The sequence below is a fragment of the Azospirillum sp. TSH100 genome (assembly GCF_004923295.1).
Lineage (GTDB): Bacteria > Pseudomonadota > Alphaproteobacteria > Azospirillales > Azospirillaceae > Azospirillum.
This window is the reverse complement of sequence record NZ_CP039640.1, coordinates 32707-47592: the sequence shown is the minus strand read 5'-3', so window position 1 is coordinate 47592 and position 14886 is coordinate 32707. Positions and strand designations below refer to the sequence as shown.

At 70.1% G+C, this 14886-nt stretch carries 9 protein-coding genes; 2 read left to right on the top strand and 7 right to left on the bottom strand.

The window, feature by feature from the left end; all coding sequences use genetic code 11:
- The first annotated feature begins 221 nt into the window (after positions 1 to 221).
- On the top strand, positions 222 to 1217 hold the full coding sequence (locus E6C72_RS30355) for a hypothetical protein (RefSeq protein WP_109085437.1): 996 nt from the start codon (positions 222 to 224) through the stop codon (positions 1215 to 1217).
- 196 nt (positions 1218 to 1413) lie between these two features.
- A complete protein-coding gene (locus E6C72_RS30350) occupies positions 1414 to 2637 on the top strand; it encodes an MFS transporter (protein WP_109085438.1) in 1224 nt (407 codons plus the stop codon).
- Between the two features lie 42 nt (positions 2638 to 2679).
- Here the strand turns inward: E6C72_RS30350 and E6C72_RS32500 are convergent, their stop codons facing one another.
- The 7 genes from E6C72_RS32500 to pseB all read right to left on the bottom strand — a co-directional run bounded on the left by E6C72_RS32500 (position 2680) and on the right by pseB (position 14682).
- Complete coding sequence (locus E6C72_RS32500) at positions 2680 to 6714, bottom strand: DUF4347 domain-containing protein (protein ID WP_305764659.1); 4035 nt, start codon at positions 6712 to 6714, stop codon at positions 2680 to 2682.
- Between the two features lie 384 nt (positions 6715 to 7098).
- Complete coding sequence (locus E6C72_RS30340) at positions 7099 to 7689, bottom strand: YigZ family protein (protein ID WP_109086717.1); 591 nt, start codon at positions 7687 to 7689, stop codon at positions 7099 to 7101.
- Positions 7690 to 7708: 19 nt separating this feature from the next.
- Positions 7709 to 10141: a calcium-binding protein gene (locus E6C72_RS30335; protein ID WP_109086710.1), complete on the bottom strand. Its 2433-nt coding sequence runs from the start codon at positions 10139 to 10141 to the stop codon at positions 7709 to 7711.
- Between the two features lie 53 nt (positions 10142 to 10194).
- The gene (locus tag E6C72_RS30330; protein ID WP_098734685.1) at positions 10195 to 10491 is read right to left on the bottom strand and encodes a hypothetical protein; all 297 of its coding nucleotides are present in this window, start codon (positions 10489 to 10491) and stop codon (positions 10195 to 10197) included.
- A gap of 146 nt (positions 10492 to 10637) precedes the next feature.
- Positions 10638 to 12224 (bottom strand): flippase, encoded by a 1587-nt coding sequence (locus tag E6C72_RS30325; protein ID WP_109086709.1) that lies wholly within the window; start codon positions 12222 to 12224, stop codon positions 10638 to 10640.
- Positions 12225 to 12457: 233 nt separating this feature from the next.
- A complete protein-coding gene (gene pseC, locus E6C72_RS30320; RefSeq protein ID WP_109086708.1) occupies positions 12458 to 13690 on the bottom strand; it encodes a UDP-4-amino-4,6-dideoxy-N-acetyl-beta-L-altrosamine transaminase in 1233 nt (410 codons plus the stop codon).
- The gene (gene pseB / locus E6C72_RS30315; RefSeq protein WP_109086716.1) at positions 13690 to 14682 is read right to left on the bottom strand and encodes a UDP-N-acetylglucosamine 4,6-dehydratase (inverting); all 993 of its coding nucleotides are present in this window, start codon (positions 14680 to 14682) and stop codon (positions 13690 to 13692) included. Before pseB ends, pseC begins: the two co-directional genes overlap by 1 nt.
- Positions 14683 to 14886: the final 204 nt, after the last annotated feature.

The window sequence follows — 14886 nt, the reverse complement described above, 5'->3', positions numbered from 1 at the left end:
GGGGTACCCCGCATCGTTGGTGTTCGAAGGGAGAGGACCGAACGTTCGTCAGAGCGTCTTCCGCGGTCTCCCCGATGGTCCATCCCGATCGGCGGCTTTCCCCCAATGGCTTTTCCCCAACGCCTTTTCCTGGACCCGGTGCGGTGCTTGGGAGTAGGCATGCAGGACAGCCGGACCAGCGGGACCGGCGCCGTTTTCCCACACGCCGGACAAAAGCCGCCTTGTCGCCGATCTCCCAGCTCCTGCGCCTTCTGATCCTGCTGCTGACGCCCTTCTGGCTGTCGCTGGCGGTGGAGGGTCTGGGGCTGTACGGGTCGATGCCGTCGCTGCTGTCCAGCTGGCGCCGCCCCGCGGACGTCGACACCACCACGGCCCAGCCGACCGGCTGGCGGGAGCGCGCCTATCTGGCCGCCAATCCCGACGTCGCCGCCGCCGTCCGCAGCGGGCAGGTCTCCAGCGGCTATGCCCATTATGTCCAGCAGGGCCGGGCGGAGGGCCGCCGCGGCGGCTTCGTGGAGCAGGTCAAGAAACCGGCGGAAGCGCAGCCCGCCGAAAGCCCGCCGGCAGAGGTGCCGCCGGCAGCCCAACCGACCGCAGCCCAACCGACTCCCTTCCAGGCGGCTCCGGGCAAGACGGTTCCGGCCTCTGCTCCCACTTCCGCCTCCGTCCCTGCTGCCCCGCTGCCGGCGGCGAAGCCCGAACCGCAGGACGCCGTCCCCGCCCCGCGGACGGAACCGGCGGTGGAGTTCCTGCGTCCCGGCGTCAAGCCGGTCCCCGACGCGCCGGCCCGGCCGGCCGGCATCCAGACCGTGGCGAGCCCGGCACAGTCCCGCACCGTGGAGCGCATCCGCACCGCCAACGGCGGCGACGGGCTGCGCGTCGTGCTCGACCTCGACCAGGATCCGCGCTTCGAAACGCCGGTGCGCCGTCCCGACGGCCGGCTGGAGGTGATGCTTCCCGGCACGCAATGGCAGGCCCCGCCGGCCGGTCGTCTGCCGGCGACGGCGCTGGGCTACCGGGCGGAGCGCGCCGGCACCGGCACCCGCCTGCTGTTCAGCGACGAGGACAGCGGAAGCGACGGCAAAGGGGACGGCAAGGGCGAAGCCGTCCGGCTGCTCGCCGTCTCCACCTTGGCCCCCGACAAGGACCGCGGCCACCGGCTGGTGATCGATCTGGCGCTGCCCTCCATGGCAAAGGCCGACCGCAAGGCCCGCTGACGGCAGACGGCCGCGGCGATTCCCCCGTTTCCTTCATGGTTGTCTTGCCCAGCCGGATCGGTTAGCTGTCTGACCGTTGTCAGTCGCACTGGCCGTAAGCGTTCAACGTCAATCAACGCACTCAACGATCCTCAGCGGTCGGAGTGCGTTCTGATGTCCGGACGCCTGCCGACCGCGGACCAGTGTGGAGCACATCATGAGTTCCCAGCCGGCACGCGATCCTTCTCGCGATCCGTCACACGATTTCTCCCAGGGCCGCCTGTTCATCCTGGCCGCCATCCTGTTCGTCTCCTATCTCTGTGTCGCCATTTCCCTTCCCGTCACGCCGCTGTTCGTGGCCGGAACCTTGGGGATGAGCAATTTCTGGGCGGGTCTGGCCGTCGGCAGCGCCTTTCTCGCCACCATCCTCAGCCGCAGCGTCGCCGGCAATTTCGTCGACGGCGGCGGCGCCAAGCCGGCGGTCGCCCGCGGGCTGGCGTTCTACATCGCCGGCGGGCTGGTCTCGCTCGCCGCTGGGCTGCTGATACATCTGCCTTGGGCGGCTTTCGCCGTGCTGGTGGCGGGGCGCCTGCTGATCGGGCTGGGCGAAAGCCTCGTCGGGGTCGGCGTGATCGCCTGGGGAATCGGCATCGTCGGCCCGCAGCGCTCGGGCAAGGTGCTGGCCCTGGTCGGGGCGGCGCTCTACGGCGCCTTCGCGGCAGGCGGCCCGCTGGGTCTGCTGCTGCTGGACAGTCTCGGCTTCGCCGGTACCATGGCGGTCGGCGTCCTGCTGCCGGTGCTGGGGCTGCTGGCGATCCGGCCGCTGGCGGGGGTTCCGGCGCATCCGGGGGCGAAGCGCCCGCCCTTCCGCAGCGTGCTCGGCCGGATCTGGCTGCACGGCGCCGTCGTCAGTTTGCAGGGCATCGGCTTCGCCGCCATCGGCGCCTTCTTCACGCTGCACTTCGTCCATGAATCCTGGCCGTTCGCCGGGCTCGGGCTCACCGCCTTCGGGGTCGGCTTCGTCCTCGTCCGCTTCGCCTTCGGCCATCTGCCGGACCACATCGGCGGCCTGCCGGTGGCGATGGGGTCGCTGGCGGTCGAGGCGGTCGGCCAGCTGCTGGTCTGGAGCGCCGGCGATCCGACGCTGGCCCTGGCCGGCGCCTTCCTGACCGGGCTCGGCTGCTCCCTGGTCTTCCCCGCCATGGGCCGGGAGGTGGTGCATCTGGTGCAGCCGCATCTGCGGGCGACGGCGCTCGGCGCCTTCGCCGCCTTCCAGGACGTGGCCTATGGCCTGACCGGCCCGGTGGCCGGGCTGCTCGCCGACCGCGCCGGCTATGGCAGCGTCTTCCTGCTGGGCGGGGCCGCCGCCACCGCCGGCTTCCTGACCGCCCTGTCCATGCGCCGGCCCCAGACCGCGGCGGGAAAGCGGCCGGTTCAATAGGAAGGGGCGGCCCCGAAAGGCCGCCCCTTCCCGCACCAAAGTTCAGGCCGGCAGCTCCGTCCGCTGCCGGGCGGACAGCCCACCATCGCCGGCCGCCAGCAGGCCGGATGCCATGCCCGACGAGGCGTCGTGGAAACCGCCGTCGATCCCCTGCGCCTGCGACCCGGTCATCCCGGCCGCCAGCATGGTGACGGCGATGGGGGCCTCGCCAGTGGTGGCGGCCCCACTGGCTGCTCTCCCTGCCTCCGCCGCGCTGGAGGTGCTGCGCTTGATGTAGGCCAGCTCGACCGCGGCGTCGCTGGTGCCGAACTCCGTGGCGATCTCCGGATGGCTCGCCAGATAGGCCGCCGGGTCGAAGGCGGTCAGCGACCGGTTCTCGGCATAGCCGTTGCGGACATAATGGATCTCGGCCGCCTGGACGTCGGGACCGAAGGCCTGGATCAGGTCCGGGTTGCTGGCGATGTAGCGCAGCGCGTCGAAGCCCTGGGCCGGCCGCCCCTCTGCCCGGCCATGCTCGATGTAATGGCGGGCGGCGGCATTGGCATCGGTGCCGAAGGCGACCGCGAGATCGCGGTTGGCCGCCAGGTAATTGTAGCCGTCGAAGGTCGCGGTCCGCCCCTCGGCATAGCCGTTCTGAATGTAATGCCGGGTGCCGGCATCGGCGTTGGTGCCGAAGGCCGCCGACAGGTCCGGATAGGAGGCGATGTAGGACAGCCCGCTGAAGTTGGGATGCCGCCCCTCGCCATAGCCGTACTCGATGAAATGCCGGGCCGCGGCGTCCGCGTCGGTGCCGAAGGCGGCGATCAGCTCGGGGTAGGAGGCGGTGTAGGCGAGCGGATCGAAGGTCACCGTCCGTCCCTCCGCCTGCCCGACCTGAATGTAATGCTGGGTCGCCGCATCGGTGTTGAGGCCGAAGGCGGCGATCAGGTCCGGGTAGGAGGCGATGTAGGCGAGCGCGTTGAAGCCTGCCGGCAGCCCGCCAGCAGGCGGCGTCTGCGGGGTGGAGGCGGGGTCGGCCGACGGCACCACCTGCAGGGCGATGGTCTGCGCCGCCACGCCGCCATGGCCGTCATCGACCTTGTAGGCAAAGGACCCGGCATCGCCTGCAGCACCCCCGGCGGCCAGGAAGGTCAGTCCCGGCAGATCGGCCGCCGTCAGGGTCTGGTTCGCCGCCACGGCGCTGCCGTCGGCCATCCGCACGCTGCCGCCGCCGGGCAAGCCGGTCACCGTCACCGTCAGCGCGTCGCCGTCGACATCGGTCGGGGCGGCGATGCCGAGCGACACCACCGTCCGGTCCTGCACGCTCACCGTCTTGTCGGCCTGGACCATCGGGGCATGGTTGACGACCGGTTCCACCACCGGCGTCACGACCGGATCGGGTGAGGAGGGAGGGGGAGGGGGAGGGGGAGGGGGAGGCGAGACCACCGGCGCGGCCTCCACCGTCAGGGCGACGGTCTGGGTATCGGCGCCGCCATGGCCATCCTCCACCCGGTAGGCGAAGGACCCGGCATTGCCGACGGTGCCGGCCGTCGGGGAGAAGGTCAGGGCCGACAGCTGGGCAAGCGTCAGGCTCTGGTCCGCCGTCACCACGGTGCCGTCGGGGAAAGCCACGGTGCCGCCGGTCGGCAGGCCAGTCACCGTCACGGTCAGGGCGTCGCCATTGGCATCGGTCGGGGCGGCGATGCCAAGCGCCACCGCGCCCGCGTCCTGCCGTGCCGTCACCGTCTTGTCGGCCTCCGTCACCGGGGCGGCATTCACCGTCAGCGCCACGGTCTGGCCGGCGGTGCCGCCATGACCGTCGGAGACGGTGTAGGCGAAGGACCCGGCATCGCCGACGGTGCCTGTGCCGGCGGTGAAGGTCAGGGCGGCGAGCTGGGCGGTGGTCAGGCTCTGGTTGGTCGTCACCGGCGTGCCGTCGCCCAGCCGGATAGCGCCGCCGGCGGGCAGGCCGGTGACCGTCACGGTCAGGGCGTCGCCATCGGCGTCGGTCGGGGCGGCGATGCCCAGCGCCGTTGTCGCATCGGCCTGGGCCATCACCGTCTTTCCGGCTTCCGCCACCGGAGCGTGGTTGGCCTGAACGATGGTGACGCCGCCGCCGACCTGGAACTGGCTGGCGTCGAAGCTGCCGGTCAGCGTCACCGCCAGATCGCTGCCGATCCGCAGGGTGGTGGAACCGGCGCCCGTCTCGACCTGCATGGCGGTCAGGTCGGCACCCACCATCACCAGCCGGTCACCGACGGCCGCGTCGGCGATGGTGACGGCACCGGTGGTCCCGGCGGCGATGCGGATGACGTCGTCGCCGCCGTTGCCGGTGACGGTCGCCCCGGCTCCGACGGTGAGGTCGTCGGACCCGGCGGTGCCGGTCAGGGCAACCCGGCCGAAACCGGTGGCGGCGGACAAATCAACGGTCGCTCCGCTCCCGGACGCGGTCACCGCGAGCGCATTGCCGTTGCCGGTCAGCGCCAGCCCGGCCAGCTGCGAGGCGGCGAGGGTCAGGGTGGCGTTGCTGCCGGTCACCTCGGCCATAACCTCGATGGCCTCGATGCCCGACAGCGCCACCGCCGACAAATCGGCGCTGCCGGCGATGCGCAGGGTATCGGACGCCGCACTGCCGGCGATCATCTCGAAGCCGGCCGCCTGCGCGCCGGTCAGGGTGACGTCATGCGCCTTGCTGCCGGTCAGCTCCAACCGCTCCACCCCGGCCAGCGTCATCCCCGTCAGATCGATCGTGGGAGAGGCGACGTCGGTGTAGTATTCGAGGTCGTAGCCGTTGTAGCTGGTCAGGTCGTCGGAGCGGATCTCCAGCGTGTCGATGCCCTCGCCGCCGTCGAAGCTGACGGTCCCTGCGTCATACTGGCTGACCACGATGTAGCGGTCGTTGCCAGCCTCGCCGAAGATCTGGTCGGCCTGGGTCTGGCCGTAGCTGCCGGCGCTGACGATGCCGGCCAGGATGGTGTCGTCGCCGTCGCCGCCATGGATGGTGTCGCGCTCCCAGTCGCCCTTCAGCAGGTCGTTGCCATCGCCGCCATAGATCAGGTCGGCACCGCCGCCGCCCGCCACCGTGTCGTTGCCGGCGTCGCCATGCAGCTCGTCATTGTCGGCGCGGCCATAGATCAGGTCGTTGCCGCCGCCGCCGAACACCGTGTCGTTGCCGTCGCCGGCCTCCAGCGTGTCGTTGCCGGCCCCGCCATGCTCGACATCGTCGCCGCCATGGCCCCAGAACCACACGGCGGTGTCGCCGGCGGTCAGGCTGTCGGCATGCTCCGACCCGACCCAGCGCTGGATATCGACGAAGGTATCGCCGGCCGCCTCGCCGGTGTTGTTGGCGCCGTTGGTCAGATCCAGCGTGATGCCGGTGGTGGCGTTCTCGTAGGTGACGATGGTGAAGCCGTTGCCGCCGACATAATGGTCGGCACCCAGCCCGCCGTTCAGCGTGTCGCCGGCCGACTGGCCGCTGTTGCCGCCGCCGACCAGCGTGTCGTCGCCCAGGCCGCCGATCAGGCTGTCGTTGCCGGTGCCGCCGACGATGCTGTCGTTGCCGGCCCCGCCATTGATGGTGTTGCCGCTGTCATCGCCGATCAGCGTGTCGTCGCCGTCGCCCGGCGTGCCGGTGTAGGCCAGCCGGTGGACCCAGGCGCCGGTGTCGGAGACGGGCAGGGCGGCGGCGATCGGCCCGGTCGCCATGTCGAGATCCCAGGAAGCGCCCAGCGACGGATGGCCGACCGGATGGCTGGCGGCAGCGACGCGGGCCCCGGTCGCCTGGGCGAGCGCTTGGACGAAGCGCCCGCCATCGGCACCGGTGTCGCAGGCATGGATCAGAATCTCGGTGTCCGGAGCCTGCGGCCAGGAACGGGACAGCGCCGTCACGTCGAGCCGGTGGGCACCCAGCCGGACCGCGCCGGGCTCGCCATGGGCCAGCAGATGGACGGCGGCGGGACGGGTGGCAAGCGCGGCGGCAACAGCCCCTCCACCATCTCCATCGGCCGCGACCCGGACGATCCGGACATCGGGCCGGCAACGGTCGAGCAGCAGATCGAGATCGTCGAGGCTGGCGTCCGCAATCAGTACGTCGCGCACGGATGGTCCTCCTTCATGGCCGCAAGCATATGGGCGGCAGTATTCTTTCAGGCCGAACGACCCTGTTCTCCCAAATGTGAGGAACAGTTGTGCAGCAACAACTCGATAAGTCGGGGTATCGCCGGCAAGAACGGGCGATCACTTGCAGGAAATCGTAAGAAGGAGACTGCGATTTCAGGCGGTGACTTCAGCTCAAGCCAAAGCCCGACCGTGAGAGATCAAAATTGCCGCTTTGCGGGAAACTAGACTTTGGTGCGCACGAAAAAGGGGTGGAATTGGCTGGCCCCCGCGCTGGTTCGATACCATGACAACATGATTTGAGAGTATGATTTCATGTCATTAAACTGATGCATAAGAATGCTTATGGAAAAGCCATGCTTCCGCTCATTCCTCGCAGCACTCCACCACCGCCTGCCCGCGGGAGATGTCGGTGACCAAGCGGATGAAGGCGTCGGACTGGTCGCGGGGAAGCGTGACCTGAAGCCGGACCCCGTCGGCGGTGAAGCCGGTGGTCTCCACCCGCGTGCCGGAAAAGCCGCCGAGGCTGGAGCGGATGCGAGCCTCCTCGGCGAAGCCGCAGGAGACGGACAGGGTGGAATAGGCGACAATGGGCTCGCGCGCCGCCGCCTTCAGGCAGCTCGCCGCCGTGCCGCCATAGGCGCGCACCAGCCCGCCCGCCCCCAGCAGGATGCCGCCGAACCAGCGGCTGACCACCACCGCCACCCGGTCCATCTCCTGCCCTTCGATGGCCTGGAGGATCGGCCGTCCGGCGGTCCCGCCCGGTTCGCCGTCGTCGCTGAAACGATAGACGTCGCCGACCCGCAAGGCCCAGCAATTGTGGCCGGCATCCGGCAGGCTGGACGCGGCGATGAAGCGGCGCGCCTCCTCCTCGCTCCCGGCCGGGGCGGCCTGGGCCAGGAAGCGGCTCTTCTTGATGTCCTGTTCGAACCGTTCGGTCCTGACGAGGGTGAACATCATGAGGGTGACCGCTGGCCTACAGCACGAAGTCGAAGGCGGAGAAGCTGTAGTTGGCGATGTTGACCTGGATGCGGAAATCGGCCGTCCGGTCGCCGTTCACGTCGCCCTCGATCAGCGTCACCGTGCCGGAGGCCTGATAGCGCAGCTGGCCGGCAGCACTGAAACCATCGGTGCCGATGAAAGTGAAGGCGTCGTTCCCGGTATTGCCGGTGATGGCGTCGATCTCCGACAGATCGATGCGGTCGCCCTCGGCGCCGACGGTGGCATAGCTCGCCAGCCCCTTCAGCGCCTCCGCCGCCACGACGGCGCCGTTGAAATTGATGATGACATCGGGGGCGGCCAGGGTGGATTCGTTCAGGTTGCGGATGGAGAAGACGTCCGCCCCGATACCACCATCCAGCAGGTCGGCGGCATAGCCGCCGATCAGCGTGTCGTTGCCGGAACCACCCAGCAGCACGTCCTCGTAACCGGTGACGGTGTCGCTGGCGTTGACGGAGATCTCGTGGTTGCGGTCGGAATAGACGTCGCCGAACATCACGTCGTCACCGCCGCCGCCGCGCAGCACGTCACTGCCCAGCCCGCCATAGAGCGTGTCGTTGCCGAGCCCGCCGTCCAGCCAGTCGGTCCCGGCCCCGGCGTCGAGCCAGTCATTGCCGTCCTCGCCCAGCAGGGTGTCGTTGCCGACGACATCGATCACGTCGCCGCGCATCAGGTCGTCCCCCGCCCCGCCGAACATCAGGTCGTTGCCGGCCCCGCCCTCCAGCTGGTCGGCGCCGTCGCCGCCAAGCAGGACGTCGTTGCCGGCATTGCCGAACAGCGTGTCGTTGCCGCCCAGCCCGGCGATGGTGTCGTTCCCGCCACCGCCGCCGATGGCGTCGCCCTGGAACGTCCCCACCAGATAGTCGTTGCCGGTAGAGGCGGAGGTCGAGACGGTCAGCCCACTCAGCGACGGTTGGGAGAAGCTGACCAGCGACCCCAGCGGATAGACGCCGTCGGTGGCCTGCAACAGCTCGATGCTGGTCAGCGTGTCGGTACCGTCGGGTCCGCTGACCACCAGATTGCCGCTGCCATCGAAGGACAGGGAATAGGAGGAGAGCGCGCCGGTCAGCACGAAGCTGTCGATCCCGGCCAGCCCGTCCACCGTGTCGGTGATCGCATTGCCCAGCGCGTCGAAAGCGGCGCTGCCGCTCAGCGTGTCGTTGCCGGTGGTACCGGTCACGACCACCGGTGCCCCCACCGGTGCTCCGATTGGCGCAGCTTGCTGCGACAGCGGGTCCGCCGCCCAGCCGGGGAACGCCATCGGCATGGCAAGCCCTTCGGCGGCGCCATTCCCCGACCGGCCGGGCGTCAGCCGCAGCGGCCGGCCTTCGCGCATGCCGAAGGAGAGGTAATGCAGTTTGGCCGCCGTGGCATCGCCGCCGGTGGCCGCAGCCACATCGGTGTTCGCCGCGAGATAAGCCGAGGCGTCGAAGGTCGCGCTGCGCCCCTCGCTCCGGCCGAAGCGGGCATAATGGACCACCGCCGCTGCCGGATCGATGCCGACGGCCGCGAACACGTCCGGATTGGAGGCGAGATAGCCGTAGGGATCGAAGCCGGCCGTGCGGCCTTCGCGGGCGCCATAGGCCAGGTAATGCTGAATGGCGGCCCCGGGATTGAGGCCAACGGCCGCCAGCACGTCGGGATTGGCGCCCAGATAGCCCAGCGCGTCGAAGCCGTTCAGGCTGCGTCCCTCGTTCCGGCCGCTCCAGGCATAATGGGCCGCCGCGGCGATCACGTTGTCGCCGAAGGCGGCGGCAAGGTCACGGTTGGCCGCCAGATAGCTGCGCGCGTCGAAGGCAAAGGCCGCCGGAGCGGCAGTGCGGCCGTCGATGGTCAGCAGCTCGACATCGGTCAGGATATCCGTGGCGCGGCTCGACACCACGGCATAGCGCCGGTTGTCCAGCGCCACCACCACAGGCGTTTCAGCCCGGTAGCTGCCGCCCTGCAAGGCGTAGCGGCGCGGGTCGGCGGTGTAGGCGGCGCGGTCGGTGCCGGCGCCGCCGTCGAAGCTGCGACCGCTCGGGATCCCCAGATAGACGCTGTCGTTGCCGTCGGCCCCGACGAAGCCGTCGATCTGCTGGAAACTGCGGGCACCGAGCCGGTCGACCGTCCCGCCGGTCAGAGCGACGTCCAGACCCTCGATCCGGTAGCGCAAGAGCCCGGACGGATCGCGGTCGGTCAGGCTGGTGAAGCGGACGGTCGCCGTCGTCCCGCTGCCGGTGGCGGTATAGTCGAGCGTCGTGGCATGGGCCCGGCCGGCGACCGTGCGGGTGACGGTCTGGCTGCCGGCCCCGGCGGCAATGGAGGAGGCATCCGGCAGGGTGGTGAAGGCATCGGCGACGAAGCCGTTCGCCAGCCGGGCCTCATCCAAGTCGAGGGCAAAGCCCTGCCCCGCCACCAGCCGTGCCATGCACGCCCCCTAACCCCACCGCAAGACGGCACAAGCCGCCGGGTTCAGGCCGATCAGATGACCTGGAGATAGGCCGGGTCGAGCGCGCCGTGGCGGAACGGGATCCAGTCCTTGTGGTCGGCGCGGTACTGCAGGCCGTAGGGGTTCTTGAAGAAGATCTTCTGCAGCGGCTGGCCGCCCTCGGCGCGGGTGCGCTCCAGGTCGATCAGCGCCGACGAGGCGAACACCTTCTCCCACAGCTCGGTGTTGTCCACCTCGCGGCCAGCGTTCTTCACATAATCGCGCGCGGTGTCGCTGAGCTGCCAAGCCTCTTCGACCATCGCGTAATAGTCCACAGTACCCTCGGCCATGGCCTTCGAACTCCAACCAGCGTTGCACAGAGTTTCCGCTCACATAGCGCATTTTCGGCGGCAAAGGAACCACCTGCGCGCCGCAGCGGTTGAGCGTGGCCGGACGACGGCCGCGCCCTTGTCGGACGATGTCACGGACGGTGATGTTACGGACGATCCGCCGCCGCTCCGTCGATGGCCTGTCCACTGATCCCGTTCATCCGGGGTGCCGGCAGCTGGGCGGGCAGCGGCGCCGTCCGGTTCTTGCGCAGCGGGGCCGCCAGCTTCTCCCACGACCGGGTACGCAGCAGCCGTCCGGCGACCCCCAGCCCGACCGCCAGCAGACCGGTCAGGCTGATCGCCGCCCCCACCGGCCCGCCGACCAGGAGGCCGGCCAGCCCGGCGACCCCGGCCAGCAGGGCGCGCAGGCCGATGGTCAGCGCCACCGTTCCCGTCCCCGGCGCCACGCGCGGCAGCAGAACCAGCAGAAGCCCGCAATCGACCGCCGTGCGCAGGCTCCAGGCCGCCGCGGCGCCGACCGCGCCATAGCGCTCGGCCAGCAGCCACAGCACGCCGAGATAGACCGGCAGCTCGGCCAGTTGCAGGCGCGCCGTCACGTCGACACGGCCGACGCTCTGGATCAGGGTGTTGGGCACATAGGCGGTGGCGTTGAAGAAGACGCCCAGCATCAGGATCGACAGCACAGACGCGCTGTTGGCGGCGAAGGCCGGACCCAGCCACAGCTCCAGCGCCGTCTCGCCGCCGACGATGGTGGCGGCCTGCATCGCCAGGAACACCGCCAGCGTCAGGTGGCCGCCGGCGTCCAGGATGCGGCCCAGCGCCGGCGGGTCGCGCCGGAACAGGCTGGAGGCCAGCGGGAACAGCGCCAGCGACAGGGCGCCGGGGATCACCATCAGCCGCGACAGCAGCTCAAAGGGGGTGGTGTAGAAGGCGACCATCGCCGCCGGCACCAGACTGAGCAGGATGAAGCGGTCGGCATAGAGCATCGCCGGGCCGACCAGATTGTTCAGCATCATCCAGGCGCTCATGGTGAACAGCCCGCGCAAGGAGGGCCGGCCCCAGCGGCCGGGGCGCAGCAGATCCGGCACTTGGCCCACCGCCAGCACGCCATAGCCGACCAGCCCGATGAAGCGCCCGGCCGCGATGGCGGCGATCACCGGCACCAGGCTCTGGCTGAAGGGCAGAACGCAGAGCGGGCTGAGATAGTTCAGCACCCCCACCGTCATCCGCACCAGGCTGATCGGGCGGAAGCGCTGGTGCGCCTCCAGCACGCCGCGCAGGCCGGCGGACACCAGCGCGATCGGCACGATGGCCGCGGCGATCAGCAGGCTGGTCCGGATCTCGTTCGGCGAGGTGCCGGTCTCCAGCTGGAAGCGGTCGGCCAGCAGCCCGGCGCCCAGCGCCACCACCCCGCCGGTCAGGAGGCCGATGGCCCCCATCAGGGCGATGGCCGGCCCGGCGATCCCAGCCGTGTTGGCAGAACCCTCCCCCTGCCCTTCCCGCTGTCCGTCCCCATGCCCACCGGCATGGCCGATCCGGTCGGCGACGACCTGCACCAGCGACCGCCCGAGCCCGAGGTCCAGCACGCCCAGATAGCCGAGCAGGGCCCAGATCAGGGTCAGCGCGCCGAAGCGCTCCATCCCGACGGCGGAGATGAGCCACGGAATCGACAGCAGGGCCGCCGCCATGGGCAGCCCCTCGCCAAGCAGATTCCAGAGCGTGTTGCGAAGCAAATTCGGAGGTCCGTACGCGAAACACTGTGGAGCGGCGTTCGGGACGACCCGACCCCGGCCATCCGGCTTTCCAGCCGTTCGACCTAGGTCTATGCCCTCCTGACGACGCCATTGTTATCGGTCCATCCCGTCCAAAACGCTAACGGAATCGCTTGGGCGGAACGGTCTGGACCCTGAACGTCCGCCGGCCCTGCCCCTAACCCTGCCCTTTGAACTGGCCGACTGGACCCGTATCAGGACAGAACCCGCTCCAGCGCCGCGGCGACCCTGTCGACGTCATCGTCGGCCATGGCCGGAAACAGCGGCAGCGACAGCGTGTGGGCGTAATGGCTCATGGCGCCGGGCAGGGCGAGATCACCGTAACGGCGCCGCCAGTAGGGTTGGCGATGGACGGGGATATAGTGCACCTGGGTGCCGACGCCCAGGGCGCGCAAGCCCGCCATCACGGCCGAGCGGGTCCGTCCCGCAGCAGGGAAATCGATACGCGCCGCACACAGGTGCCAGGCGGGACGGCACCCGGGCACCAGGGCCGGCGGCCGCACCAGCGGGGCCAGCGGCGCCAGCCGCCCGGCATAGAGCGCCATCAGCCGCGACCGCCGTTCGACGAAACGGTCCAGCCGGCCGAGCTGGCTCAGCACCAGGGCGGCATGGATGTCGGAGAGGCGATGGTTGAAGCCCGGCTCCGCCATCTCATAGTACCAGGGGTTGGGGTTCCCCTCCGCGTCGAGCGCTGCGTCGGGATCGGTGAAGCCTTCCCCCGCCTGCGGCTCGCGCATCATGCCGTGGTTGCACAGGCGCCGCACCCGGGCCATCAGCGCCGGGTCGTTGCCGGTGACCGCCCCGCCCTCCCCGGCCGCGATGGTCTTGACCGGATGGAAGGAGAAGACGGTCAGCGATCCGGCCTCCACCTCCGGCCAACCGGCGCCCACCGGCCTCTCATGACCGCCGGACAGATCCACCGTCCCGATGGCGTGGCAGGCATCCTCGACCAGCGCCAGCCCTTCGGCCTGCGCGAGCGCGGCGAGGGCGGCCGTCGGCGCCGTCTGTCCGGCATAATGGACGGGGGCGAGGGCGCGAACGCGCCAGCCGGCCTTGCGGGCGCGGGCAATGGCGGCTTCGGCCTCGGCGACGCCCATCAGCCCGCTGTCGGGATCGACGTCGGCGAAGGCGACCTCGGCACCGGCATGGCGGGCGGCCGACGCCGTCGCGAGGAAGGTGTTGGACGGCACCACCACCGCGTCGCCCGGCCCGATGCAGAGCGCGGCATAGGCCAGCCGCAGCGCCGCGGTGCCGTTGGCGCAGGCCACCGCCTCGGCTGCTCCCACCCTGGCGGCCAACGCCCGCTCGAAGCCGGCGACCGCCGGCCCCTGGGTCAGCCAGTCGCCGCGCAGCACCGCCGCCACCGCGGCGATGTCGTCCTCCTCCACCGACTGGCGGCCATAGGGGAGGAAGGGCAAACTTGCCATCAGGGCGCTTCCGCCAGCAGGGTGCGCAGACGCTCGCCATCCAGCCAGTCGTCGTTGCCGTCGCTGGCATAGCGGAAGCCGTCGGCCACCGGGCGGGCGTTCAGCCGCTCGTAGGGCGCATGCTGCCAGAAGGCGAAGGCCGGCTCGATGACGTAGCGGTCGTCCAGCTCGTAGGTCTGGCGGGAATCGTCCTCGGTGATCATCACCTCGTGCAGCTTCTCGCCGGGGCGGATGCCGACGATCCGCTGCGGCAACTCCGGCGCCATGGCGCGGGCGAGGTCGGTGATGCGCATGCTGGGGATCTTCGGCACGAAGATCTCGCCGCCCTGCATCATGGCGAAGCAGGACAGCACGAAATCGACGCCATGCTGCAGGGTGATCCAGAAGCGGGTCATCCGCTCGTCGGTGACCGGCAGATGGTCGGCCCCCCCGGCGATCATCTTGCGGAACAGCGGCACGACGCTGCCGCGCGACCCCACCACATTGCCGTAGCGCACCACCGCGAAGCGGGTGTCGAGCGCGCCCGACAGGTTGTTGGCGGCGATGAAGATCTTGTCCGACGCCAGCTTGCTGGCGCCATAGAGGTTGATCGGGTTGGCCGCCTTGTCGGTCGACAGCGCGACGACACGCCGCACCCCCGCCGACAGCGCCGCCCGCACCACATTCTCCGCCCCGTAGACGTTGGTGTTGATGCATTCCATCGGGTTGTATTCGGCGGCCGGCACATGCTTCAACGCCGCGGCATGGACGCAGAAATCGACGCCGCGCATCGCCAGTTCCAGCCGTTCGCGGTCGCGCACGTCGCCGATGAAATAGCGCAGCATTGGCCCCCACTCCGCCGGCATGTGCTGCTGCATCTCGTACTGCTTGAATTCGTCGCGGGAGAAGATGATGACCCGGCGCGGCGTCGCATGCCGCATCACCGTCTCGACGAAGCGGCGCCCGAAGGAGCCGGTACCGCCAGTCACCAGGACCGACCGGCCGTCCAGCATGCGCAGGCCGGCCTCAAGCCCGGTGCCGGCGGCAGGGTCCGGATGCCAAGACTTGGAATCACTGGCCTTGCTGGAGTGTGTCGTCACCGCCGGTTCCGTCCGTTGAAGCCGCATCGCTCGAAGCCGCCGGGCCTGCTGCGGTCCGGGTGGTCCGGATCAGGCGCCGCATCGGGGATCGAAATGAACCCCTACCGTAACCGGTGC

What these genes read in the sequence shown, in the direction of transcription:
- E6C72_RS30350 (WP_109085438.1), top strand. Translation starts at nt 1,414, where the DNA reads ATGAGTTCCCAGCCGGCACGCGATCCTTCTCGCGATCCGTCACACGAT.
- E6C72_RS30340 (WP_109086717.1), bottom strand. Translation starts at nt 7,689, where the DNA reads ATGTTCACCCTCGTCAGGACCGAACGGTTCGAACAGGACATCAAGAAG.
- E6C72_RS30335 (WP_109086710.1), bottom strand. Translation starts at nt 10,141, where the DNA reads ATGGCACGGCTGGTGGCGGGGCAGGGCTTTGCCCTCGACTTGGATGAG.
- E6C72_RS30330 (WP_098734685.1), bottom strand. Translation starts at nt 10,491, where the DNA reads ATGGCCGAGGGTACTGTGGACTATTACGCGATGGTCGAAGAGGCTTGG.
- pseC (WP_109086708.1), bottom strand. Translation starts at nt 13,690, where the DNA reads ATGGCAAGTTTGCCCTTCCTCCCCTATGGCCGCCAGTCGGTGGAGGAG.
- pseB (WP_109086716.1), bottom strand. Translation starts at nt 14,682, where the DNA reads ATGCTGGACGGCCGGTCGGTCCTGGTGACTGGCGGTACCGGCTCCTTC.